Consider the following 21209-nt stretch of genomic DNA (forward strand, 5'->3'; position numbering starts at 1 on the left):
ACGCGCCGAGTGTGAGCCGGCCAGCGCTGCAGCTTGAAGCCTGTAGCCCCGAAGGAGACTATTGATGCAACACGAAACCGCTACCCATGGCATCGACATTTCGGCCCTGGGCCGTGACAAGCAGAGCCTGAACCTGGCCAACGAAACCGTGGCCATCGAAGTGCCGGGCCTGAACCTGTTCTATGGCGACAAGCAGGCGCTGTACGACGTCAAGATGAACATCCCCAAGCAGCGCGTGACTGCCTTCATTGGCCCAAGCGGCTGCGGTAAGTCGACCCTGTTGCGTACCTTCAACCGCATGAACGATCTGGTCGACGGTTGCCGGGTGGAGGGCGAGATCAACATCGACGGGCGCAACATCTACCGCAAGGGCGAGGACGTCGCCGAGCTGCGGCGCCGCGTCGGCATGGTGTTCCAGAAGCCCAACCCGTTTCCCAAGAGCATCTACGAGAACGTGGTCTACGGTCTGCGCATCCAGGGCATCAACCAGAAGCGCATCCTCGACGAGGCCGTCGAGTGGGGCCTGAAGAGCGCCGCGCTGTGGGATGAAGTGAAGGACCGCCTGCACGACTCGGCCCTGGGTCTGTCTGGCGGCCAGCAGCAGCGTCTGGTGATAGCCCGTACCGTGGCGGTGCAGCCCGAAGTGCTGTTGCTCGACGAGCCGTGCTCGGCGCTCGACCCGATCTCCACCCTGAAGGTCGAAGAGCTGATCTACGAGCTGAAATCCAAGTACACCATCGTCATCGTTACCCACAACATGCAACAGGCCGCTCGGGTATCCGACTACACGGCGTTCATGTACATGGGCAAACTGATCGAATTCGGTGACACCGACACGCTGTTCACCAACCCGGCCAAGAAGCAGACCGAAGACTACATCACCGGCCGCTACGGCTGATGCCATGGCAAATACTCCCTGGCTTTGTCGGGCGTGCTCGCCGTACTACTCGTACTGTCAGCGCACGCCCTTCGCACCAAGGAGCATTTTCCAAAGGCCTCTGTGCTGAGATAAACGTGGAAGGTGCAGCGTGCGCACCATGGCCACTCAAGCGAAGCTTTCGCGGAGCGAAACCAGATGATCAATAAAGACAGCCTGAACCACCACATTTCCCAGCAATTCAATGCCGAGCTGGAGGAAGTGCGCAGCCACCTACTGGCCATGGGCGGCCTGGTCGAGAAACAGGTCAACGACGCGGTCACTTCGCTGATCGAGGCCGACTCCGGCCTGGCCCAGCAGGTGCGTGAGGTCGATGACCAGATCAACCAGATGGAGCGCAACATCGACGAGGAATGCGTGCGCATTCTTGCCCGTCGTCAGCCGGCCGCTTCGGACCTGCGCCTGATCATCAGCATCTCCAAATCGGTGATCGATCTGGAACGCATCGGGGATGAAGCCACCAAGATCGCCAAGCGGGCGATCCTGCTGACCGAGGAAGGCGAGTCGCCGCGTGGTTACGTCGAGGTTCGGCATATCGGTGACCAGGTACGCAAGATGGTGCAGGAGGCGCTGGACGCCTTCGCCCGTTTCGACGCCGACCTGGCGCTGTCGGTCGCCCAGTACGACAAGACCGTCGACCGCGAATACAAAACTGCACTGCGCGAGCTGGTTACCTACATGATGGAAGACCCGCGCTCGATCTCCCGCGTGCTCAACGTGATCTGGGCGCTGCGCTCGCTGGAGCGTATCGGCGACCACGCGCGCAATATCGCCGAACTGGTGATCTATCTGGTCCGCGGCACCGACGTCAAGCACATGGGCCTGACCCGCATGCGCGAAGAAGTGCAGAGCGGCGCCAAGGAGTGAGGTCTGCCCCCAAAGGGCCAAGGTTGGGCCTGTGCGCGGGGCCTCAGGGTTGCGCTTTAATGTTGGCAATAAGCCAGTGCACACGTCTATGCTAAGGGCCATTCGAGGGAGTGGTCGATGAGCAAAGTCAGTGTACTGGTGGTGGACGACGCCACCTTTATCCGTGATCTGGTAAAGAAGGGGCTGCGTGACCACCTTCCCGGTATCCAGATCGAAGAAGCAGTCAACGGCCGCAAGGCCCAACAGATCCTAGGCCGCAACCCGATCGATCTGATTCTCTGTGACTGGGAAATGCCGGAGATGTCCGGCCTCGAGCTGTTGCAATGGTGCCGTGAGCAGGAGTCGCTCAAGGGCGTGCCGTTCATCATGGTCACCAGCCGTGGCGACAAGGAAAACGTGGTGCAGGCCATTCAGGCCGGCGTATCGGATTTCATCGGCAAGCCGTTTTCCAACGAGCAACTGATCACCAAGGTCAAGAAAGCCCTGCAGCGCGCCGGCAAGCTGGCTGCCCTGATGTCCGCCGCACCGCCGAAAATGCTCAGCACTGGCGTCTTCGCCAACGATTCCCTGGCCGCCCTGACCGGTGGCAAGGCCGAGACCGTCCGCCCGACGGCGCCTACCCAGGCAGCTACCGCTCCAGCCGCGGCGCCTGCGCCGGCCAAGGCCGCCACCCCGGCACCGGCGGGCCGCAGTCAGGGCCAGCTGCGCCTGCCCGGCGGCATGATGGCCTGCGTGGTCAAGGCACTGAGCCTCAAGGAAGCATTGCTGGTGGTCAAACGCGGCGAACTGCTGCCCCAGGTGCTGGAGAGCGCGGTGCTCGACCTCGAGCAGGGCGAAGCCTCGGAAGTGGCGCGTCTGAACGGCTACCTGCACAGTGTGGCAGCGTTCGAGCCGAAGCCCGACAGCGAATGGCTGCAGGTGGTGTTCCGCTTCGTCGATCGCGATCCGCAGAAGCTGGACTATCTGTCCCGCCTGATCGCTCGCGGCACCACCCAGAAGCACTTCACGCCCGGAGCCTGATCAGGCCCCGCCAGACACCGAGCTGCCGTGCGGCATGCTCGGTTCTCGTCTAGGCCACTTCGTTGAGGTGGCGCTGCCAGGAATCCGGAATCCGCTCCAGCCGTGGATAGTTGATGGCATCAAGCTGCTGCGCCTGCAGTAGAAACGGCGTGTGACGCAGGTTTTCCGGCAGATTACGCAGCTCCGGTATCCACAGGCTCACGTACTCACCCTGCGGGTCGTACTGGCGCGCCTGCTTGAGGGCGTTGAAGGTGCGCTTCAGACGCGGGTCGCTGCCAACGCCGGCCAAATACGCCCAGTTGCCCCAGTTGCTCGCCGGGTCGTAGTCGATCAGGTGCTCCTCGAACCAGGCCGCACCGTGGCGCCAGTCTTGCTGCAGGTCGCTGACCAGGTAGCTGGCCACCACTTGGCGGCCGCGGTTGGACATGTAGCCGGTGGCGGCGAGCTCGCGCATGTTGGCGTCCACCAGGGGCATGCCGGTGCGCCCGTGGGCCCACTGCTCGAAACGCTCGTCAATCTGTTGCGGTGCTCGCTCGGTGGCTCTCAGGCCACCGGGCTCGAACAGCGCCTGGCCATAACGCTGCAGGGTGCAGCGGAAGAATTCGCGCCACAGCAATTCTGCCCACAGCCAGTAGGTCGACTCGTTCGCGCCGTATAGCGACTCGTGGCGACGCAGTTCGGCGGCGGTACGGCGTGGCGACAGAGAGCCATTGGCCAGCCAGGGCGAGAACTTGGACGAGTACTCGCTGCCGATCATGCCGTTGCGGGTTTCCTTATAGGTACGCACGTTCTGGCTGTCCCACAGGTAGTCGCGCAGGCGCGCCAGGGCGGCGGTCTCGCCACCGGAGAACGGGAACGCGCTGGGCACCAGGCTCAGGGCATCGCCGAGGCCCAGTTGCGATTGAGTCGGCAGGCCGTAGGCGCTAATGTCCAGGCTTTCGGGCAGCGGTGGGAGCTGTTCGGGCGCCGACTGCGGCTGAAACACGTACTGGCGCGCGTCGATCAGGGTGCGGAACTGGCTGTACACCGTTGGCAACTGATCGAGCGGGCAGGGCAGCTCGGCTTCGCTGAACAGCCCATTGTTTTGGGCGGTGCGCAGCGGCACCGGCCCAAGGGCTTCGCGTACCCGGGCGAGCACAGCGCGCTCCTGGGGGGCGATCTCGTCGAGGGTGATGACCTGGCGCATATCGAACTGGCCGACCAACTGCGCGATCACCTCTTCGGGCTTGCCGCTGACCACCAGCAGCTTGGAGCCGCGCTGGCGCAGCGCGCTGTCCAGAGCAGTTAGGCTTTCCAGCAGGAAGCGTGCGCGGTGTACACCGATACGTCGGCTGCCGAATTCGTCGAACTGCAGCAGCGCCGGGTCGAGTACGTAGAGCGGTAGCAGGCAGTTGGACGCGAGTGCGGCCTGCAGGGCGGGGTGATCATCGAGGCGAAGATCCTGTTTGAACCAGAGCAGCGCGCGCATGGCATGTTCCCTCATAGTCGACTGCATGTTGATCGTGCAGAGGTATGACAAGTTCAGCACCGTCCGGCGGCGATCAAAGGTCGTGGCCACTGACTTGAAGGCTCTTAGCCACTAAACTGCGCGGCTGTTTTCAAGGAGCCCTTTCAATGGATATCTTCAGCATCGCCGTATTGCTGTTTCTGGTCACCGACCCGTTCGGCAACATCGCCATCTTTATCGCGGCTTTGAAGAATGTCCGCCCGGAGCGGCGCATGTGGGTGGCCGCGCGCGAACTGCTGTTCGCCCTGGGGTTGTTGCTGCTGTTTCTCACCTTTGGTGACAAAGTGCTCAGCGCATTGGGCCTGTCTCGGGAGGCAACGGCGATTGCCGGCGGTATCATCCTGTTCGTCATCGCCATGCGCTTGATCTTTCCCAGCCCGCAAGGCGTACTGGGCGACGTGCCCGACGGCGAGCCGATGCTGGTGCCGCTGGCCACGCCGGCGGTGGCAGGTCCTTCGGCGCTGGCGGTACTGATGACCTTGCGAAACACCCATGAGGGCGCGCTGTGGGAGCTTTACCTGGCGTTAATCATGGCTTGGGCGGCGACCGCTTTCATCCTGCTGCAGGCGTCTTTCCTGCAGCGCTTCCTTGGCCCTCGTGGGCTGACCGCAGTGGAGCGACTGATGGGCATGCTGTTGATCATGCTCAGCGTCGACATGCTGCTGGACAACATTCAGAGCGTATTGCACATCCAGCCATGAAATTTCTCAGTCTTGTCCTGTTCGTCCTCGTACTCGCCGGCTGCAGCAGCGGCCCGCGCATCGACCACAGCTATACCGCCGTCGGCCAGAACAGCCGCGTGCAGTACATCGTGCTGCATTACACCTCGACCGATCTGCCACACTCGCTGGAGCTGCTGACCAAAGAAGAGGTCAGCGCTCACTACCTGATCAACGCCGTGCCGCCGACCATCTACCAGTTGGTCGACGAGAACCGCCGCGCCTGGCATGCCGGGGTCAGCGAGTGGCAGGGCCGCACCTGGTTAAACGGCACCACCATCGGCATCGAGATGGTCAACCAGGGCTATTTCGACACGCCCAATGGCCGTTACTGGCAGCCTTACGCCCAGCCGCAGATCGATGCGCTGATCGTGCTGCTCAAGGACATCATGCAGCGCCATCACCTACCGCCGGGCAGCATCATTGGCCACAGCGATATCGCGCCACAGCGCAAGGTCGATCCGGGGCCGATGTTTCCCTGGAAGCAACTGGCCGATGCCGGACTGATGCCCTGGCCGAACGCCGAGGTAGTGGCCCGCCAGCAGGCGGTGTTCAGCACCAGCCTGCCGAGCGTCGCCTGGTTCCAGCAACAGCTGGCCGAGCAGGGCTACACGGTGCCGAGCACTGGCGTGCTGGATGAGGAAACCCGCAACGTGATTCGCGCCTTCCAGATGAAGTACCGGCAGGCGCTCTACGACGGGCAGCCGGACGCGGAAACTGCAGCCCTGCTGCTGGAGGTCAATCGCCTCGCCAAGGGCTGAGGCGATTAAAGAGGCAGGGCGAGGTGAAAGCGTGCACCTTGCCCCGGCTGGGATTCGGCGCCGATGCGTCCGCCGTGCAGCTGGACGATCTCCTTGCACAGCGCCAGACCAAGGCCAGCGCCACCCTTCTTGTGGCCGATCTGTACGAACGGCTCGAACAGCCTGGCCTGCTGGCCGTAGGCAATCCCTTCGCCTTCATCCTCGACGCTGATCAGCAGGCGCTCTTCCTGGCGCTGGGCGCACAGGCGCAGGGTGCCGCCCTCCGGGCTGTGCCGTAGGGCGTTGTCGATCAGGTGGTCGAGCACGCGCTCGATCTGCGCGCGATCCAAGTGAGTGCGCGGCAGGGCATCGCCCATCTCCAGCTGTATGTCGATCTGTCGGGTCTGGGCTTTGCCCAGGTGGCGCCGCACGGCGTTGTCGAGCAGCTCGGGAATGTCGCAGGGCGCCAACTCGAGCTTCTGCACACCGCTCTGGTAGCGCGAGAAATTCAGCAGGTCCTCGATCAGGTGCACCAGCCGCTCCATCTCCTCGTCGACGATATTCACCAGATCGGCTTCACGGGATTCTGCCGCGAACTTGCTGCGCTCACGCAGCAGGCCGAACGCCATGTGCATGCCGGTCACCGGGGTGCGCAGTTCGTGGGAGGCGCGCAGCACGAATTCGTTGCGCGCGCGCTCGAAGGCGCGCTGCTCGGTCACGTCGTGCAGCACCATCACCGCGCCGAGGATATGCCCCTGGCTGTGGCTGACCGGCGTCAGGCTGTAGTTGAGCAGGCGCGTCTCGCCATTGGCCTCCACCTGCAGGTCGGCCAGGCGCTGCTCCAGGTTGTGGCCTTGCAGCACGTGCTGCAGCTGTTCGTCCAGTTCCGGGCGGCCGAGCGCCTGGCTAGGGCGCTGGCCGAGGGGTTGGTCGTCCCAGCCGAGCTGGCGCTGGGCCACCGGGTTGAAGTGTTCGAGCAGGCCGTCGCGGCCAAAGATCAGCAGGCCGTCGTCGATGCTGTCGAGCACCGCTTGCAGGCGCCGCTGCTCGGACATCAGTGCTTCGACGTTGCTGCTCTTGAGCTGGCGCAAGCTCTCGGCCATCAGGCCGAAGCGGCGACTGAGCGCCGACAGCTCGGCCACCGGGGTGATCGGCAGGGTGACCTGGAAGTCGCCGCGGCCGATCTGGTCGGCCGCGCGGGCGAGAGCATCGATCGGCTGGCCGACGCGGCGGGCGATGGTGTGGGCGGTAATGAAGCCGATCACCAGCACCGCCAGTCCGACCAGGCCCAGCAGCCCAGCGATCAGCCAGGCGCGTTCCTGGGCCTGCACCTCGGCGTCCTTGACGGCGGCTACGTACTGGACCTGCAGGGTGTTGAGGCGGTCGCGAACGGTTTCGATGGTCTTGGCGAAATCGTCGTTGGTCAGCAGCTCATCACGCACCGTCAGGGGGTCTTCTAGCATGGTGCTGAACGTCTGGTAGGCGTCCTGGATCTGCTGGATCGCCTGGCGATCAGCCTCGGTCACGCTGCTTTTCAGACTGTCGTCGAGCCAGCCGCGGATGCGCTGATCGGATTCCTGCAGGCGTTGTACCGTGCTGTGGTCGAAGTCTTCGCCAAGCATCAGGAACAATTGCCGGCCTAGTTCCTGGCGCAGATCCAGGCTGGTGCTGATGATTTCCAGGTTGTGCGCCAGGGAACGACTCTGCGACTGGGTCAACTGCAGGACGCTGAAGATGCCCAGGCTCAACCCCAGCAAGGCTACGGTCAGCAGCGCGCTGGTGCTGAGAAACAGCTTGCTGCGTAGTTTCATAGGCCGAGCTGCTTGCGTTTGCGATACAGGGTCGAGGCGTCGATGCCCAGGGTCTTGGCTGCCTGGTCGAGGGTGTCGCTGTTGGCCAGCACAGCGGCGATGTGCGCCTTTTCCAGCTCCTCGAGGCTCAGGTCGGCGCCTACCCGCGGCGCGCTGTTGGCCGCCGGAGCGCTCATGCCCAGGTGGGCCACGTCCACCCATTCGCCCGGGCAGATGATGCTGGCGCGTTCGATGACGTTGCGCAGCTCGCGGATATTACCGGGCCATTGGTAGGCGAGCAGCGCCTTGGTGGCGTCATCGTTGAAGCCACGGGCCGGGCGGGCATAGTCCTTGACGAAGCGGGCCAGGAAGCGATTGGCCAGGGTGAGGATGTCGTCGGCGCGTTCGCGCAGTGGCGGCAGCGTCAGGGTGATGACGTTCAGGCGATACAGCAAGTCTTCTCGGAAGTGACCTTCGCGGACCATCTCGTTGAGGTCGCGGTTGGTGGCGGCGAGGATGCGCACGTCAGCATGGCGGGTGACCGGGTCGCCAACGCGCTCGTATTCCTTGTCCTGGATGAAACGCAGCAGCTTGGGTTGCAGGGTCAGCGGGAAGTCGCCGATTTCGTCGAGGAACAGGGTACCGCCATCCGCCTGGTTGACCCGCCCCAGGGTACTTTCGCTGGCGCCGGTGAAAGCGCCGCGGCTGTGGCCGAACAGCTCGCTTTCCATCAGCTCGGCGGTCAGCGACGGGCAGTTGATGGTCACGCAGGATTTCTTCGCGCGTCGGCTCCAGCCGTGAATGGCCCGTGCCAACTCGCCCTTGCCGGTACCGGACTCGCCGAGAATCAGAATGTTGGCATCGGTGGTGGCCACCTGCCGGGCGGTTTCCAGAATCGCCATCATCGCCGGGCTGTGCGAGTCGATGCCGTCGCTGGGCTTGCGCACTTCACCTTCCAGGGCTTCGAGGCGGGCAGACAACTGGCGCACTTCCAGCTGCTTGGCGGCAGCCAGGCGCAGTTGATCGGGGCTGCATGGCTTGACCAGATAATCGGCGGCGCCGGCCTGCATGGCGTCCACGGCGCTGTCGATGGCTGAGTGGGCGGTGACGATTACCACGCGCATCCACGGCGCCTGCACGCGCATCTGGGCGAGCACGTCCAGGCCATTTTCATCCCCCAGGCGCAAATCGAGAAAGCACATGTCGAATACCTGGCGCTGCAGCAGCGATTCGGTTTGCGCGGCGCTGTTGGCGGTCGTGACCTGGTAGCCCTCGTCCTCCAGGCAATAGCGGAAGGTACGCAGGATAGCCGCTTCGTCGTCGACCAATAGGATGCGCCCGCTCTGACCTGTTGCTTCCATTTACGTGCTCCATGGGGTGAATGGCAGAGATTATCTGGAAATCTTCGTGCAAGTTGCACGGCTAGTATGGCGCGATCTTGCATCGTGCAAGCGGCCCATAGCCAGGCATTGGATTTAACCGGCTGATTTTAGTTGGTTTTTATTTTTCAAGCTGCCTGGCATACCGCTTGCGACCCTACCCGGTCCGCTTGCGAGCGGCTTTTTTGGCTAAAAAGGAGGCGTTACATGCTGTTGAGACAATCCACGTTGGCCATGGCTATTGCCGGTCTGATTACTCTGGCTCCGCTCGCGCAGGCGGCCGAAGGCGATCTGGCCCGGCAATTGAGCGATGCCCGCCAGCAGGGAGCCATCGACACCGCATTCGCACTCAATCGTCACCTCGACCCCTTCGATATCGAGGTGAGCGTGGAAGATGGCGTCGTCACGCTCAAAGGCGCGGTGGAGAACCCTGCCGAGCGTGAGCTTGCCAGCGAACTGGCGAGCAGCATCGAAGGCGTTCGTCAGGTGGATAACCAGTTGCAGATCGACGCCGATCTGTCGCCACCGGTGCTCGAAGACCAGGCGCGGATCGTCACCGACAAGACCCTGGCCCAGCGTTTTGATGACGCTACCCTGGCTGCCACAGTCAGGTCCCGCCTGCTATGGAACACCAATACCGAGGGCCTGGACATTCAGGTGCGTGCCGAGAATGGCGTGGTCAGCCTCAGCGGCAATGCCGGTACCCCGGCTGCCAAGGAACTGGCCGGTGAGCTAGTCACCAATACTGAAGGCGTGCGCGAAGTGCACAACCACTTGAGCATCAACACCGCCGACAGCACCTCGGCCGAAGCGCAGAACGCCGCCAGCGATGCCGCAGCCTCGATCAGCGATGCGTGGATCACCAACAAGATCAAGGCCAGCTACCTCTATAGCCGCAACCTCGATGCCCTGAACATCAAGGTCGAAACCCGCGAAGGCTTCGTGCGACTCAGCGGCACCGTACTCAGCAACGCCGAAAAACGTCTGGCCGTGGAAACAGCGCGCACCATCCGCGGTGTACGTGGCGTCGATGCCGACGCACTGCGTATATCCGGCTAATCACCCTCAGGACGGGCCATTCGGGCCCGCCCACCGTTTCATCCGCTACAGACCCTTCTCAGGAGAGCCACCATGAGCCAGAAGACCGAGCAACTTAACGAGCTGATCGCCATTATTCGCGATGGTCAGCGCTTTTATGAACACGCCCACGACGAGATCGACAATGAACAACTCAAGGCGCTGCTGCGTGAAATGGCCGAGGCCAAGCACCAGATTATCCAAGCGCTGGCAGTCAAGGTCGCTGCCAACCACGAGGCGCCTGCCAGTAGCGGAACCCTCGTAGGCAAGATGCGCCAAGCCTATGCCGATGCCCGCGCTACCTTGTCGAGTGACGAAGAGGCCACCTATGTGGCGCAGCTCGAAGAAGCCGAAGACCGCATTCTCGAAGCCTTCGAGGATGCTTTGGAGAGCGCTCAGCCTGATGTGCAGGCCCTGCTGGCCGTGGAGATGCCCAAGGTACGTGAGTGTCATCAGCGTATGAGCGCACTAAGCAAGAAGATGCAGTGAGGCAGGCGCCTGCGGTGTCGTGCAGAACGCCCGAGCCGCAGGCGGCCATCGTGCAGGATGCCAATGGTGGCATTTTATTTACTGTCTATAAGTATATGTTTTAAAAGGAATTTATTTTTTTAAAAAGCTGGCACGCAGGCTGCAATTATCCCCTCATGAGAAGAACGCCGAGCCGTTCGACAGCGAATATGAGGAACCACCATGAACCTGCACCGCGCCCATACCGAGATTCTGATTCTTGCCGTCGCCGCCGTGATGGTTCTGCTGGTCAGCATCGCCAAGGCGCCGGAGCAAAAGGTCGCAGTGCCGCAGGTTTCCACCTCTATCAGTACCCCCATCGAACAGTCTCCAGCCAAAGCAAGCCCGGCTGCGCTACGGGCCGTACCCGCTTCTTTGCACACTGTCAGCGCCTCGACGGCGCATAGCGAGGACGACTGGGTACGTGCCGACTCCGTTCAGGCCCCGGCCAAGCAGACCCGCTGGGTGTTCTGAGACGACTTAACGAATTCACAAGTGTTGCACCCGTAAGACCTCAAAAATACCAAGGAGAAACGCCATGCTGAGTTGGGCCATTACCTTTCTGATCATCGCCATCGTTGCTGCCGTACTGGGTTTCGGTGGTATCGCAGGCACTGCCACAGGTATCGCGAAAATCCTTTTCGTGGTGTTCCTGGTGATGTTCATCGTTTCGTTCATCATGGGTCGTCGCCCACGGGGCTAGGCGAGGCATGCTGATGAATCGATTCAAGACGCTCGCTGCCGCTCTCTTGCTGGGCGGTAGTGCGGCGGCCTTGGCCGCCAATACCGATGGCGAGTTTCGCCTCAACGAGTTGCTGACCAGCAACACTGAGTATCGTGAAGCCTGGCAGGATCTGATTCGCGATGAGGAGCGTCTGCCCGAATGGGTGATCAACCTCAGTGGCATCGCCACGCCGATGAAGACCCTGGAGGAAGACGGTGACTCCTATCTGGTCGGGCAATTGTGCGAAACCTCGGACTGTTTCAATCAGCGCCTCTACGTTGCCTTTTCCCAGGACGGGGACGATGCCTACGCCCTGTGGGTGCAGGTACCTGCCGGACTGCCCAAGGACAAGACACCCAGCAAGCACGCTGATCTGCGCTGGCTCGGTGAGCCGGACGACGGCATCAAACAGCTGCTCCAGGAGCAGTTGAAGAAAGACCCCAACTGGTACTGATGCAACCAAACGGCGCCTTCTGGCGCCGTTGCTCTATCCGCACTCCGCTATTCCCCCGCAGCGCATTTACGCTTCCACTTCCAGCCCCCGGCCGCGCTATCATCAGCCGCTACGTTTCAGGGGGTGACCTATGCTCAACGGCCTATGGCTGAGCTTTTTCGTGGTGGCGGCAGTGGCCGCTTTCAGTCGCTGGCTGCTGGCGGACGACCCGGCGGTATTCGGCGCGATGGTGGAAAGTCTGTTCGCCATGGCCAAGCTGTCCGTCGAAGTGATGGTGCTGCTATTCGGCACCCTGACCCTGTGGCTTGGCCTGCTGCGCATCGCCGAGAAGGCCGGCCTGGTGGATGCCCTGGCGCGGGTGCTCGGTCCGCTATTCGCCCGGTTGATGCCCGAAGTGCCCCGCGGCCATCCGGCACTCGGCCTGATCACCATGAACTTCGCCGCCAACGGCCTGGGCCTGGATAACGCTGCCACGCCCATCGGCCTCAAGGCCATGCGCTCGCTACAGGAGCTCAACCCCAGTAGCACCACGGCGAGCAACGCGCAGATTCTGTTTCTGGTGCTCAACGCCTCATCGCTGACGCTGCTGCCGGTAAGCATCTTCATGTACCGCGCCCAGCAAGGCGCGCCCGACCCGACCCTGGTGTTCCTGCCCATCCTGTTGGCGACCAGCGTGTCGACCCTGGTCGGCCTGTTCTCCGTGGCCATCATGCAGCGTCTGCGCCTGTGGGACCCGGTGGTGCTGGCCTACCTGATTCCCGGCGCCCTCCTGCTCGGCAGTTTCATGGCCATGCTCGCCGGCATGTCCGCCACTGCGTTGGCGGCACTGTCGTCGCTGATGGGCAACCTCACCCTGTTCGGGATAGTCGTCGCCTTCGTGGTGATCGGCGCGCTGCGCAAGGTGCAGGTTTACGAGCAGTTCATCGAGGGCGCCAAGGAGGGTTTCGACGTCGCCAAGAGCCTGCTGCCCTACCTGGTGGCGATGCTCTGCGCGATTGGCGTGCTGCGCGCCTCCGGTGCTCTGGAGGCAGCGCTGGACGGTATCCGCTGGATCGTCGCCTGGGGCGGCTGGGACACCCGCTTCGTCGACGCGCTACCCACTGCAATGGTCAAGCCGTTCTCCGGCAGCGCCGCCCGGGCCATGCTGATCGAAACCATGCAGAGCCAGGGCGTGGACAGCTTCCCGGCATTGGCGGCAGCGATCATCCAGGGAAGTACGGAGACCACCTTTTACGTGCTGGCCGTGTACTTCGGCGCGGTCGGTATCCAGCGCGCCCGGCATGCGGTGGGCTGCGCTTTGCTCGCCGAGTTCGCCGGCGTAGTAGCTGCGATTGGCGTGTGCTACTGGTTCTTCGGCTGATCGGCCGAGTCATCAGCCGGCGCAGCTGAGGGCTGCTCGGCTTCGGGTTGGCCTTTGGGTTCGGGCTCGGCGGGCGGCTCGGTCGACTCAGGCGCCGGTTCGGCCGGCGTTTCAGGTTCATCCTGTGGCGCCTCAGCCGGCTCCTCGGGTTCGGCGGCCGGCTTGTCTTTGATGCTCGGCGAACTCGCCGGCATGCTGCCATCGGCGGTGACCTCGAAGCGCAGTACGCCGATCATCTGCCCGGCATCGGTCAGCACCTGAATCTCCCAGTCGCCTTCCACGTCCTGGGGGAAATTCTTCTTGTGGGTCCAGGCGCGGTAGCCTTTCTCGCGGCCGCCGTGGATGTCCAGGGCGATGCGCTCCAGCTCCTTACCGTTGTGTTCCCAGACGTGATAGATGCGCTCGTCCAGACCGCGCGGTGCGTTGATCGCCGTGTAGGCGTACAGGCCGTTGGCGCGCAGCTGGCTGACGGTCAGCTGATCGATACCTTCGCCCGGTGAACGGTTCTGGTTGTCGAACTCGGTGGTGATCGCCACCTCTGTAAGCCACAACGTGGCCGGCGGCACCCAGGTGCGGGTCACCCAGCCGAACGCGCCGATGGCCAGGGTCAGGCCAACCAATATCAGGCCACGCCACCATTTGCGCACGGTGATGATGGTGAACAGGCTGGGAAACGACAGCACCACCGCCGCGGCGAGGGAGTACTGATAGCTTTGCGTGGTGTTGAGCTTGAAGATGATCGGCAGCGCCGTGAGCATCACCGCGAACAGCGCCAGGGTGTGATAGGCGAGAAAGATCCAGCGCCGCGGCGCCAGCCACTTGTAGTACAGCGGATCGGTGATCGACACCAGCGCCGCGGCGGCCAGCAAGCCGCTGAACAGCGCCTGACTGCTGTTCCAGGTGGTGGTGATGAAGAAGAACGGCAGAACGAAGAACAGACTTTCTTGGTGGATCATCTGCGTGGCGTAACGCAGCAACGGTCGCGGCAGCTCGAAACCGAAGCGCGCGGCGATGCGTTCGCGCAGCACGTTTTCGAGAATCAGCCATAGCCAGCTGACCAGCAGCACCAGGGCCAGCACCTTGGCCAGTCCGGCCTGACGGTCGACCAGCACGAAGCTGGCGACACCGGAGAAAAAACCGAAAATGGCGATGGCGCCCGGATGCCGCTGCATCAGCGCGATGATCCGGAATATGAGGCTTTTGCTGGAATCGAGTAGAGACAAGGCAGTTCTGGCAGTCATCTAGAACGATGCGCAGGATACTGCATTTGCCCTAATTTGCGGCTTCCGCCGATCAGGCGCAGTTCGTCTGAAGTGCGGCGATGGGAGCCCTCTAGGCGAGGTGCTACAGGACTTGTGGGAGCGCGCCATGCGCGCGAAATCATGAACATAACTCGTCTTATAGATTGCTACGCGGTCCTGCTGCCTGTGAGACCAATCAGCTCATAACTCGATACTGCTGCGCCTCCCCCAACAACCAATCCCGAAACGCCTGCAACGCCGCCGACTCCACCTTGCGCTCCGGCACGGTCAGGTAATAGGCGCGGCCGCCGTCCGGTACCGGTCGATCGAGGGCGACCACCAGGCTGCCGTCGGCCAGCTCGCGCTGGATAAGAAACGGCGGGATCAACGCCACGCCCATTTCATGACGGGCCGCCTGGGCGAGCATCGAGAACAGTTCCAGGCGCGGGCCGGTCATGTCGCGACTGACGTTCAGCCCCTGCGCCGCGAACCACTGGCGCCAGGCGTAGGGGCGGGTGCTCTGTTGCAGCAGTGGCAATTCGGCGATGCGCTCGGCAGTGGCCGGCTGGCCGCCGAGCAGCGTCGGGCTGCACACCGGCGTCAGGTGTTCGTGCATCAGGAAATGCGCCTCGGTACCCGACCAGTCGCCATCACCGAAATAGATCGCCGCATCGAAGCCGGTGTCGGCGAACAGGAACGGCCGTGTGCGGTTGGTCAGGTGCACGGTGACCTCCGGGTGCAATCGCTGGAAGTCCTTGAGCCGCGGCAGCAACCACTGCGTCGCGAAAGTCGGCACCACGGCGAGCTCCAGGCCCATGGCGCCCTGGGCGCCCATCAGCGCCAGGGTATCGCGTTCCACGGCATCGAGCTGCGCGGCCACCTTGGCCGCGTATGCGGTACCCGCCTCGGTCAGCAATACGCCGCGGCGCGAGCGGCGAAACAGCTCAATGCCAAGAAAGGCTTCGAGCCCGGCGATCTGCCGGCAAACCGCGCCCTGGGTCAGCGCCAGTTCATCGGCTGCACGGGTGAAGCTCTGGTGGCGAGCGGAGGCCTCGAAGGCGACCAGTGCCGAGGTGCTGGGAATCTTGCGACGCATCTGTGCAAGTACCTCACTGGATAGCGCGTTTTATTGATCCTCAGGCTATCTCGGAGTGAGGTTTTTGCACAGTGGCGTGCAGATTAGTCGTTTGCGGGCAGCCGGCTAGGCTTTTAGTCTCAGCCCACTAAGTGACTGCACGAGGATTTCGCGATGGCCGGCAAGGCAAGCTTCAACTGGATCGACCCGCTGCTGCTCGACCAGCAGCTCACCGAAGAAGAGCGCATGGTGCGTGACAGCGCCGAGCAATTCGCCGCCGACAAGCTGGCGCCGCGGGTGCTCGAGGCCTTCCGCCATGAAAAGACCGACCCCGCGATCTTCCGCGAGATGGGTGAAACCGGCCTGCTTGGCGCGACCATTCCTGAAGCCTACGGCGGCAGCGGCCTCAACTACGTGTGCTACGGGCTGATCGCCCGCGAAGTGGAGCGCATCGACTCCGGCTACCGTTCGATGATGAGCGTGCAGTCGTCGCTGGTGATGGTGCCGATCAATGAATTCGGCAGCGAAGCGACCAAGCAGAAGTACCTGCCCAAGCTGGCCACTGGAGAATACATCGGCTGCTTCGGCCTCACCGAGCCGAATTACGGCTCCGATCCGGGCTCGATGATCACCCGCGCCAAGAAGGTCGACGGCGGTTACCGCCTGACCGGCAATAAGATGTGGATCACCAATAGCCCGATTGCCGATGTCTTCGTGGTCTGGGCCAAGGACGATGCCGGTGAGATTCGCGGTTTCGTGCTGGAAAAGGGCTGGGAAGGCCTCTCGGCGCCGGCCATTCACGGCAAGGTCGGCCTGCGCGCGTCAATTACTGGCGAAATCGTCATGGATAACGTGTTCTGCCCCGAAGAGAACGCCTTTCCCGATGTGCGCGGTCTGCGCGGCCCGTTCACCTGCCTGAACTCGGCTCGCTACGGCATCAGCTGGGGCGCGTTGGGCGCTGCCGAAGCCTGCTGGCACACGGCGCGCCAGTACACTCTGGATCGTCAGCAGTTCGGCCGCCCATTGGCCGCCAACCAGCTGATCCAGAAGAAGCTGGCCGACATGCAGACCGAAATCACCCTGGCCCTGCAGGGCTGCCTGCGCCTAGGGCGCATGAAGGACGAGGGCACCGCGGCGGTGGAAATTACCTCGATCATGAAGCGCAACAGCTGCGGCAAGGCCCTGGATATCGCCCGGATGGCCCGTGACATGCTGGGCGGCAACGGCATCAGCGACGAATTCGGCGTGGCCCGCCACCTGGTCAACCTCGAGGTGGTCAACACCTATGAGGGCACCCACGATGTGCACGCGCTGATTCTGGGGCGGGCGCAGACGGGCATCCAGGCCTTCTTCTAAGCCGCTTCAGGTTGTTGAACGTTCCCGCGCCTGGCGTGGGAACGCCTGCGTCATCTCCGTACGAGGCCTCTGCGATGTCCGGTGCCCTGTCTCATCTGCGTGTGCTCGATTTATCCCGCGTGCTCGCGGGCCCTTGGTGTGGCCAGAACCTGGCCGACCTCGGCGCCGAGGTCATCAAGGTCGAACGGCCCAAGGTCGGCGATGACACCCGCCATTGGGGGCCGCCCTACCTGCGTGATGGCGAGGGGCGCGATACCAGCGAGGCGGCCTATTTCCTTGCCGCCAACCGCAACAAGCAGTCGCTGACCCTGGACTTCACCCAAGCCGAAGGTCAGCGTCTGGTGCGTGAGCTGGCGGCCAAATCGGACATCCTGATCGAGAACTTCAAGGTTGGCGGCCTGGAGGCCTACGGGCTGGATTACGCCAGCCTCAAGGCGATCAACCCGCGGCTGATCTATTGCTCCATCACTGGCTTCGGCCAGAACGGCCCATACGCCAAACGTGCCGGTTATGATTTCATGATCCAGGGCCTGGGCGGCCTGATGAGCCTGACCGGCCAGCCCGATAGCGGCGAGGGCGGCGAGGGCGGCGAGGGCGGCGAGGGCGGCGGCCCGGTCAAGGTCGGCGTCGCGCTGACCGACATCCTCACCGGGCTGTACGCCACGGTCGCCGTGCTGGCGGCGCTGGCGCACCGCGACAAGACTGACGAAGGCCAGCACATCGACATGGCCCTGCTTGACGTGCAGGTGGCGTGCCTGGCCAACCAGGCGATGAACTACCTGACCACCGGTGTTTCGCCGAAGCGCCTGGGCAATGCCCATCCCAACATCGTGCCGTACCAGGCCTTCCCGACCGCCGATGGCGACCTGATTCTCACCGTGGGTAACGACAGCCAGTTCCGCAAGTTCTGCGAAGTGGCCGGCCATCCCGAATGGGGCCTGGACCCGCGCTTTGCCAGCAACGGCCAGCGTGTCGCCCACCGGGCCGAGCTGATCCCGCTGATCCGCCAGGCCACGGTGTTCCGTACCACCGCGCAATGGGTCAGCCTGCTCGAAGCTGCGGGCGTACCATGCGGGCCGGTCAACGATCTGCAGCAGGTGTTCGCCGATCCGCAGGTGATCGCCCGGGGGCTGCGTCTTGACCTGCCCCATCCATTGGCGGGCAACACGCCCCAGGTGGCCAGCCCGCTGCGGCTGTCGGCCAGCCCCGTCGAATACCGCCAGGCGCCGCCGCTGTTGGGGGAGCACACCGAGCGGGTGCTCGGCGAGGTGCTGGGGCTGGACGCTGCGCAGATTCAGGCACTACGCGCTCAGGGCGTCATCTGATTCGGCGGTGAGCCAGCCACCGCAGAGCCAGAGACGAGGGATGTTCTCAAGCCTCTAGCTGGGAAGCTGGGCCGAAGAACTCGTAGTGGCACTGTTCGCCGGGAACCCCAAGGTCGTTCAGGTGCCGCTTTACCTGCGCCATAAAGGGTTTCGGCCCGAGGAAGTAAGCGTCCAGGTCGCGGTTTTCCGGCAGCCAGTTGGCCAGTTGTTCGCGGCTGACCACGCCCTGGGCATGGGGCTGGTCGCCGTCACGCGGGGCGCTGTAGCAGAAGTGGTAACTGATCTGTGGGTAAGCACGGCTCTGTTCTTCGATCCACTGCTTGAAGGCATGCACGCCGCCGTGGCGAGCATAGTGGATGAAATGAATCGGTCGGCCGCTCTCGCGGGCCGCTTCCAGCATGGTCAACGCCGGAGTGATGCCCACGCCCGCGGTGATCAATGCCAGAGGCTTGCTCGAGGGGCGCAGCACGAAGTCACCTGCCGGCGGGAACAGTTCCAGGGTGTCGCCTTCCTGGATATGGTCATGCAGGTAGTTGGACACCTTGCCCTCGGCTTCGCGCTTGACGCTGATGCGGTACTCACGGCCGTTGCCCTGAGCGGAAAGCGAGTAGTTGCGGCGTTGCTCCTGGCCGTCGATGACCATGCGCAGGCCGATGTATTGGCCCGGCTGCTGGCGTAGCACGGCACCGCCGTCCACCGGCGCCAGAAGGAACGAGGTGATCTGTTCGCTCTCGGGCGTCTTGCTGACCACCTTGAAGTGGCGCGAGCCGCGCCACCCACCTGGTGCCTGTTCGTGTTCCTTGTACGCCTGTTCTTCAGCGCCGATCAGGATGTCCGCCAGTTGCCCGTAGGCCACGCCCCAAGCCTGGATCACTTCATCCGTAGCGATTTCCTCTCCCAGCACTTCGCGAATGGCCCGCAACAGGCAACTGCCCACGATCGGGTAGTGTTCCGGCAGGATCTGCAGCGCCACGTGTTTGTTGACGATCTGGCCTACCAGCGGACCGAGCGCCTCCAGGCGGTCGATATGCCGGGCATACATGAGTACCGCATTGGCCAGTGCGCGCTGCTGGGCACCGCTGGCCTGGTGAGCCTGGTTGAACAGCGGGCGTACTTGCGGATACTCCTCCAGCATCATCGCGTAGAAGTGTCGGGTCAGGGCTTCGCCGCCGGTTTCCAGCAGAGGCACGGTGGCTTTGATGATGGCGCGTTGTTGGTTGCTCAGCATGGTGATCGCTCCTGTCGCAAGGCATGGATGTTTTCTCTACCTGGCTCATTACAGATCCCGTGCCAACTTTGGAGGCCTCTAGATTAGTGGGGTTGGGCATGCTATGAGTCTTTTTGACCTTTCGCTTTCGTGTCTTTATGACTCTCTTGGTGTCTTTATGACCTCGAATCCTTTGCTGGTCGCTCTGCTTCCGTTGGTGGATGACCTGTCCCGTGAGCTTTCCGAGCGTGAGCGCTATCGGCGTTTGCTCGCTGCATTGCGGCAGCTGTTTCCCTGTGACGCCGTGGCGCTGCTCAGGCTCGATGGCGACGTGCTGGTGCCACTGTCCGTGGAGGGGCTGAGTGCCGACACCATGGGCCGGCGCTTCAAGATGAGTGAGCATCCACGTCTGTATGAGCTACTGCAGCACCGTGGGCCTACTCGATTCGCTGCCGACTGCGAGTTGCCCGATCCCTACGATGGCTTGCTGGAAGGGCAGCATGGGCACCTGGAAGTGCATGACTGTCTGGGCTGCCCGCTTTATGTGAAGGAGCAGCTCTGGGGGTTGTTGACTCTGGACTCACTGCAGTCGAGCAGCTTCGGTCGTGTCGACCTGGGCATGCTGGAAGCTTTCGCCAGTCTCGCGGCGGCGACCGTGGCGGCCAGTGAGCGCATTTCCCTGCTAATGGGGCGCGTGGAAGATGAGCAGCGCCGCGCCGACCTTTATAAGCAAGCAGCTGCCGCCGTGCGGCCTAGGGAGATGATCGGCCAGAGCCCCAGGCACAAGGCGCTGCTGCAGGAAATAGAGCTGGTCGGCAGCAGTGACCTGACGGTGCTGATCAGTGGCGAGACAGGTGTGGGCAAGGAACTGGTGGCCGAGGCGCTGCATGGAGCTTCGGCCCGGGCCTCACGGCCCATGGTCAGTATCAACTGCGCGGCGTTGCCGGATACCCTGGTTGAGAGCGAGTTGTTCGGTCACGTCCGGGGCGCATTTTCGGGGGCGGTCAGCGAGCGGCGCGGCAAGTTCGAGCTGGCGGACGGCGCCACCCTGTTTCTTGATGAAGTGGGCGAACTGCCCCTGGCGATGCAATCCAAGCTGCTGCGGGTATTGCAGAGTGGGCAGCTGCAGCGTGTCGGTTCGGATCGGGAACACCGGGTAGATGTCCGCGTGCTGGCGGCTACCAACCGTGACCTGGCCGAGGAGGTGCGTGCAGGGCGTTTCCGTGCCGACCTCTATCACCGCTTGAGCGTCTATCCGCTCAAGGTGCCGGCCCTGCGTGAGCGGGGGCGTGATGTACTGCTGCTGGCGGGTTACTTCCTTGAAGACAACCGGGCACGCCTGGGGCTGCGTAGCCTGCGTCTTGCAACCGATGTGCAGAAGACGCTGCTGCAGCATGACTGGCCTGGCAATGTGCGCGAGCTTGAGCATTTGATCGGGCGTGCGGCGATCAAGGCGTTGTCGGCCTGCGCGGAGCGCCCGCAGATATTGACCATCGATAGCCGAGCACTGGATCTACGCCCCGCGGACCTCTCCTATATAGAAGGCGAGGCGCCTGTGGCTCCTGACTCAGGATTACCGCCCATGGGCCAGGGGCTGCGCGATTCGGTGGATAACTATCAGCGGCGTGTTATAGAGGCAGCGTTTGATCGTCATGCCGGGCGCTGGTCGGACGTGGCGCGCGAGCTGGCAGTGGATCGGGCCAACCTGCAGCGATTGGCCAGGCGGCTGGGCCTGAAATAGGCCTGTTCAGGTTGCTGCTTATATAGAGGAAGCCCGGCTGGCAGCTTTATTTCAATTAGATGAAATAAACGGTTGACCAGAAAATGTGGGGGCCTATAATGCGCACCACTTCCGGCGCAGCCTGATCTGAAAACTCCTTGTAGATCAACGAGTTAGACGAAAATAAAAGGTTGCACGGACGGC

Annotated in this window: 20 protein-coding genes; 14 read left to right on the forward strand and 6 right to left on the reverse strand. The window is 63.0% G+C overall.

What is annotated here, in order from left to right:
* The first annotated feature begins 64 nt into the window (after positions 1-64).
* The 3 genes from pstB (at position 65) to FB481_RS22240 (ending at position 2824) form a co-directional block, all read left to right on the forward strand.
* Positions 65-898 (forward strand): phosphate ABC transporter ATP-binding protein PstB, encoded by an 834-nt coding sequence (gene pstB, locus FB481_RS22230; protein ID WP_013789324.1) that lies wholly within the window; start codon positions 65-67, stop codon positions 896-898.
* Between the two features lie 177 nt (positions 899-1075).
* Positions 1076-1804 carry a phosphate signaling complex protein PhoU gene (phoU, locus tag FB481_RS22235; RefSeq protein WP_093506742.1) on the forward strand — a complete coding sequence of 243 codons (729 nt, stop codon included), beginning with the start codon at positions 1076-1078 and terminating at the stop codon, positions 1802-1804.
* Between the two features lie 117 nt (positions 1805-1921).
* Complete coding sequence (locus tag FB481_RS22240) at positions 1922-2824, forward strand: response regulator (protein WP_147177884.1); 903 nt, start codon at positions 1922-1924, stop codon at positions 2822-2824.
* A 49-nt stretch (positions 2825-2873) separates the two neighbouring features.
* Here FB481_RS22240 and FB481_RS22245 read toward each other — a convergent pair whose 3' ends face one another.
* Positions 2874-4292 (reverse strand): DASH family cryptochrome, encoded by a 1419-nt coding sequence (locus tag FB481_RS22245; RefSeq protein ID WP_093506746.1) that lies wholly within the window; start codon positions 4290-4292, stop codon positions 2874-2876.
* 146 nt (positions 4293-4438) lie between these two features.
* On the opposite strand from FB481_RS22245, the gene FB481_RS22250 reads away from it, so the two are divergent.
* Both FB481_RS22250 and FB481_RS22255 read left to right on the forward strand, forming a co-directional pair.
* Entirely contained in the window at positions 4439-5032 is a 594-nt protein-coding gene (locus FB481_RS22250) for a MarC family protein (RefSeq protein WP_093506748.1), read from the forward strand.
* Positions 5029-5811, forward strand: coding sequence for an N-acetylmuramoyl-L-alanine amidase (locus tag FB481_RS22255; RefSeq protein WP_093506750.1), 783 nt, complete (start codon positions 5029-5031; stop codon positions 5809-5811). The genes FB481_RS22250 and FB481_RS22255 overlap by 4 nt, the downstream gene beginning before the upstream one ends.
* A gap of 5 nt (positions 5812-5816) precedes the next feature.
* On the opposite strand, the gene FB481_RS22260 is transcribed toward FB481_RS22255, so the two are convergent.
* Together FB481_RS22260 and algB are read right to left on the reverse strand one after the other, a co-directional pair.
* On the reverse strand, positions 5817-7601 hold the full coding sequence (locus FB481_RS22260; protein ID WP_147177886.1) for a KinB sensor domain-containing domain: 1785 nt from the start codon (positions 7599-7601) through the stop codon (positions 5817-5819).
* A complete protein-coding gene (algB, locus tag FB481_RS22265) occupies positions 7598-8941 on the reverse strand; it encodes a sigma-54-dependent response regulator transcription factor AlgB (RefSeq protein ID WP_093506754.1) in 1344 nt (447 codons plus the stop codon). Before algB ends, FB481_RS22260 begins: the two co-directional genes overlap by 4 nt.
* Positions 8942-9166: 225 nt before the next feature.
* On the opposite strand from algB, the gene FB481_RS22270 reads away from it, so the two are divergent.
* The 6 genes from FB481_RS22270 (at position 9167) to FB481_RS22295 (ending at position 13081) form a co-directional block, all read left to right on the forward strand.
* Complete coding sequence (locus FB481_RS22270; protein WP_093506756.1) at positions 9167-10018, forward strand: BON domain-containing protein; 852 nt, start codon at positions 9167-9169, stop codon at positions 10016-10018.
* A 72-nt stretch (positions 10019-10090) separates the two neighbouring features.
* Positions 10091-10525 (forward strand): PA2169 family four-helix-bundle protein, encoded by a 435-nt coding sequence (locus FB481_RS22275; protein ID WP_093506758.1) that lies wholly within the window; start codon positions 10091-10093, stop codon positions 10523-10525.
* 201 nt (positions 10526-10726) lie between these two features.
* The gene (locus FB481_RS22280) at positions 10727-11017 is read left to right on the forward strand and encodes a hypothetical protein (protein ID WP_147177888.1); all 291 of its coding nucleotides are present in this window, start codon (positions 10727-10729) and stop codon (positions 11015-11017) included.
* A gap of 64 nt (positions 11018-11081) precedes the next feature.
* Positions 11082-11246 (forward strand): DUF1328 domain-containing protein, encoded by a 165-nt coding sequence (locus FB481_RS22285; protein ID WP_013789335.1) that lies wholly within the window; start codon positions 11082-11084, stop codon positions 11244-11246.
* A 13-nt stretch (positions 11247-11259) separates the two neighbouring features.
* The gene (locus FB481_RS22290) at positions 11260-11721 is read left to right on the forward strand and encodes an inhibitor of vertebrate lysozyme family protein (protein ID WP_178109922.1); all 462 of its coding nucleotides are present in this window, start codon (positions 11260-11262) and stop codon (positions 11719-11721) included.
* 130 nt (positions 11722-11851) lie between these two features.
* Complete coding sequence (locus FB481_RS22295) at positions 11852-13081, forward strand: nucleoside recognition domain-containing protein (RefSeq protein WP_147177890.1); 1230 nt, start codon at positions 11852-11854, stop codon at positions 13079-13081.
* On the opposite strand, the gene FB481_RS22300 is transcribed toward FB481_RS22295, so the two are convergent.
* Both FB481_RS22300 and FB481_RS22305 read right to left on the reverse strand, forming a co-directional pair.
* Positions 13063-14322 (reverse strand): DUF5924 family protein, encoded by a 1260-nt coding sequence (locus FB481_RS22300; protein WP_147177892.1) that lies wholly within the window; start codon positions 14320-14322, stop codon positions 13063-13065. The genes FB481_RS22295 and FB481_RS22300 overlap by 19 nt on opposite strands.
* Before the next feature lie 196 nt (positions 14323-14518).
* The gene (locus FB481_RS22305; RefSeq protein ID WP_147177893.1) at positions 14519-15418 is read right to left on the reverse strand and encodes a LysR family transcriptional regulator; all 900 of its coding nucleotides are present in this window, start codon (positions 15416-15418) and stop codon (positions 14519-14521) included.
* 153 nt (positions 15419-15571) lie between these two features.
* On the opposite strand from FB481_RS22305, the gene FB481_RS22310 reads away from it, so the two are divergent.
* Together FB481_RS22310 and FB481_RS22315 are read left to right on the forward strand one after the other, a co-directional pair.
* On the forward strand, positions 15572-16753 hold the full coding sequence (locus FB481_RS22310; RefSeq protein WP_147177895.1) for an acyl-CoA dehydrogenase: 1182 nt from the start codon (positions 15572-15574) through the stop codon (positions 16751-16753).
* Between the two features lie 74 nt (positions 16754-16827).
* Positions 16828-18078: a CaiB/BaiF CoA-transferase family protein gene (locus FB481_RS22315; RefSeq protein ID WP_147177897.1), complete on the forward strand. Its 1251-nt coding sequence runs from the start codon at positions 16828-16830 to the stop codon at positions 18076-18078.
* Between the two features lie 46 nt (positions 18079-18124).
* Here FB481_RS22315 and hmpA read toward each other — a convergent pair whose 3' ends face one another.
* A complete protein-coding gene (gene hmpA, locus FB481_RS22320) occupies positions 18125-19306 on the reverse strand; it encodes an NO-inducible flavohemoprotein (protein WP_147177899.1) in 1182 nt (393 codons plus the stop codon).
* Between the two features lie 157 nt (positions 19307-19463).
* On the opposite strand from hmpA, the gene norR reads away from it, so the two are divergent.
* The gene (gene norR / locus FB481_RS22325) at positions 19464-21026 is read left to right on the forward strand and encodes a nitric oxide reductase transcriptional regulator NorR (protein ID WP_147177901.1); all 1563 of its coding nucleotides are present in this window, start codon (positions 19464-19466) and stop codon (positions 21024-21026) included.
* Positions 21027-21209 lie beyond the last annotated feature (183 nt).

The organism is Pseudomonas sp. AG1028 (assembly GCF_007993955.1).
Taxonomy (GTDB): Bacteria; Pseudomonadota; Gammaproteobacteria; order Pseudomonadales; family Pseudomonadaceae; genus Aquipseudomonas; species Aquipseudomonas straminea.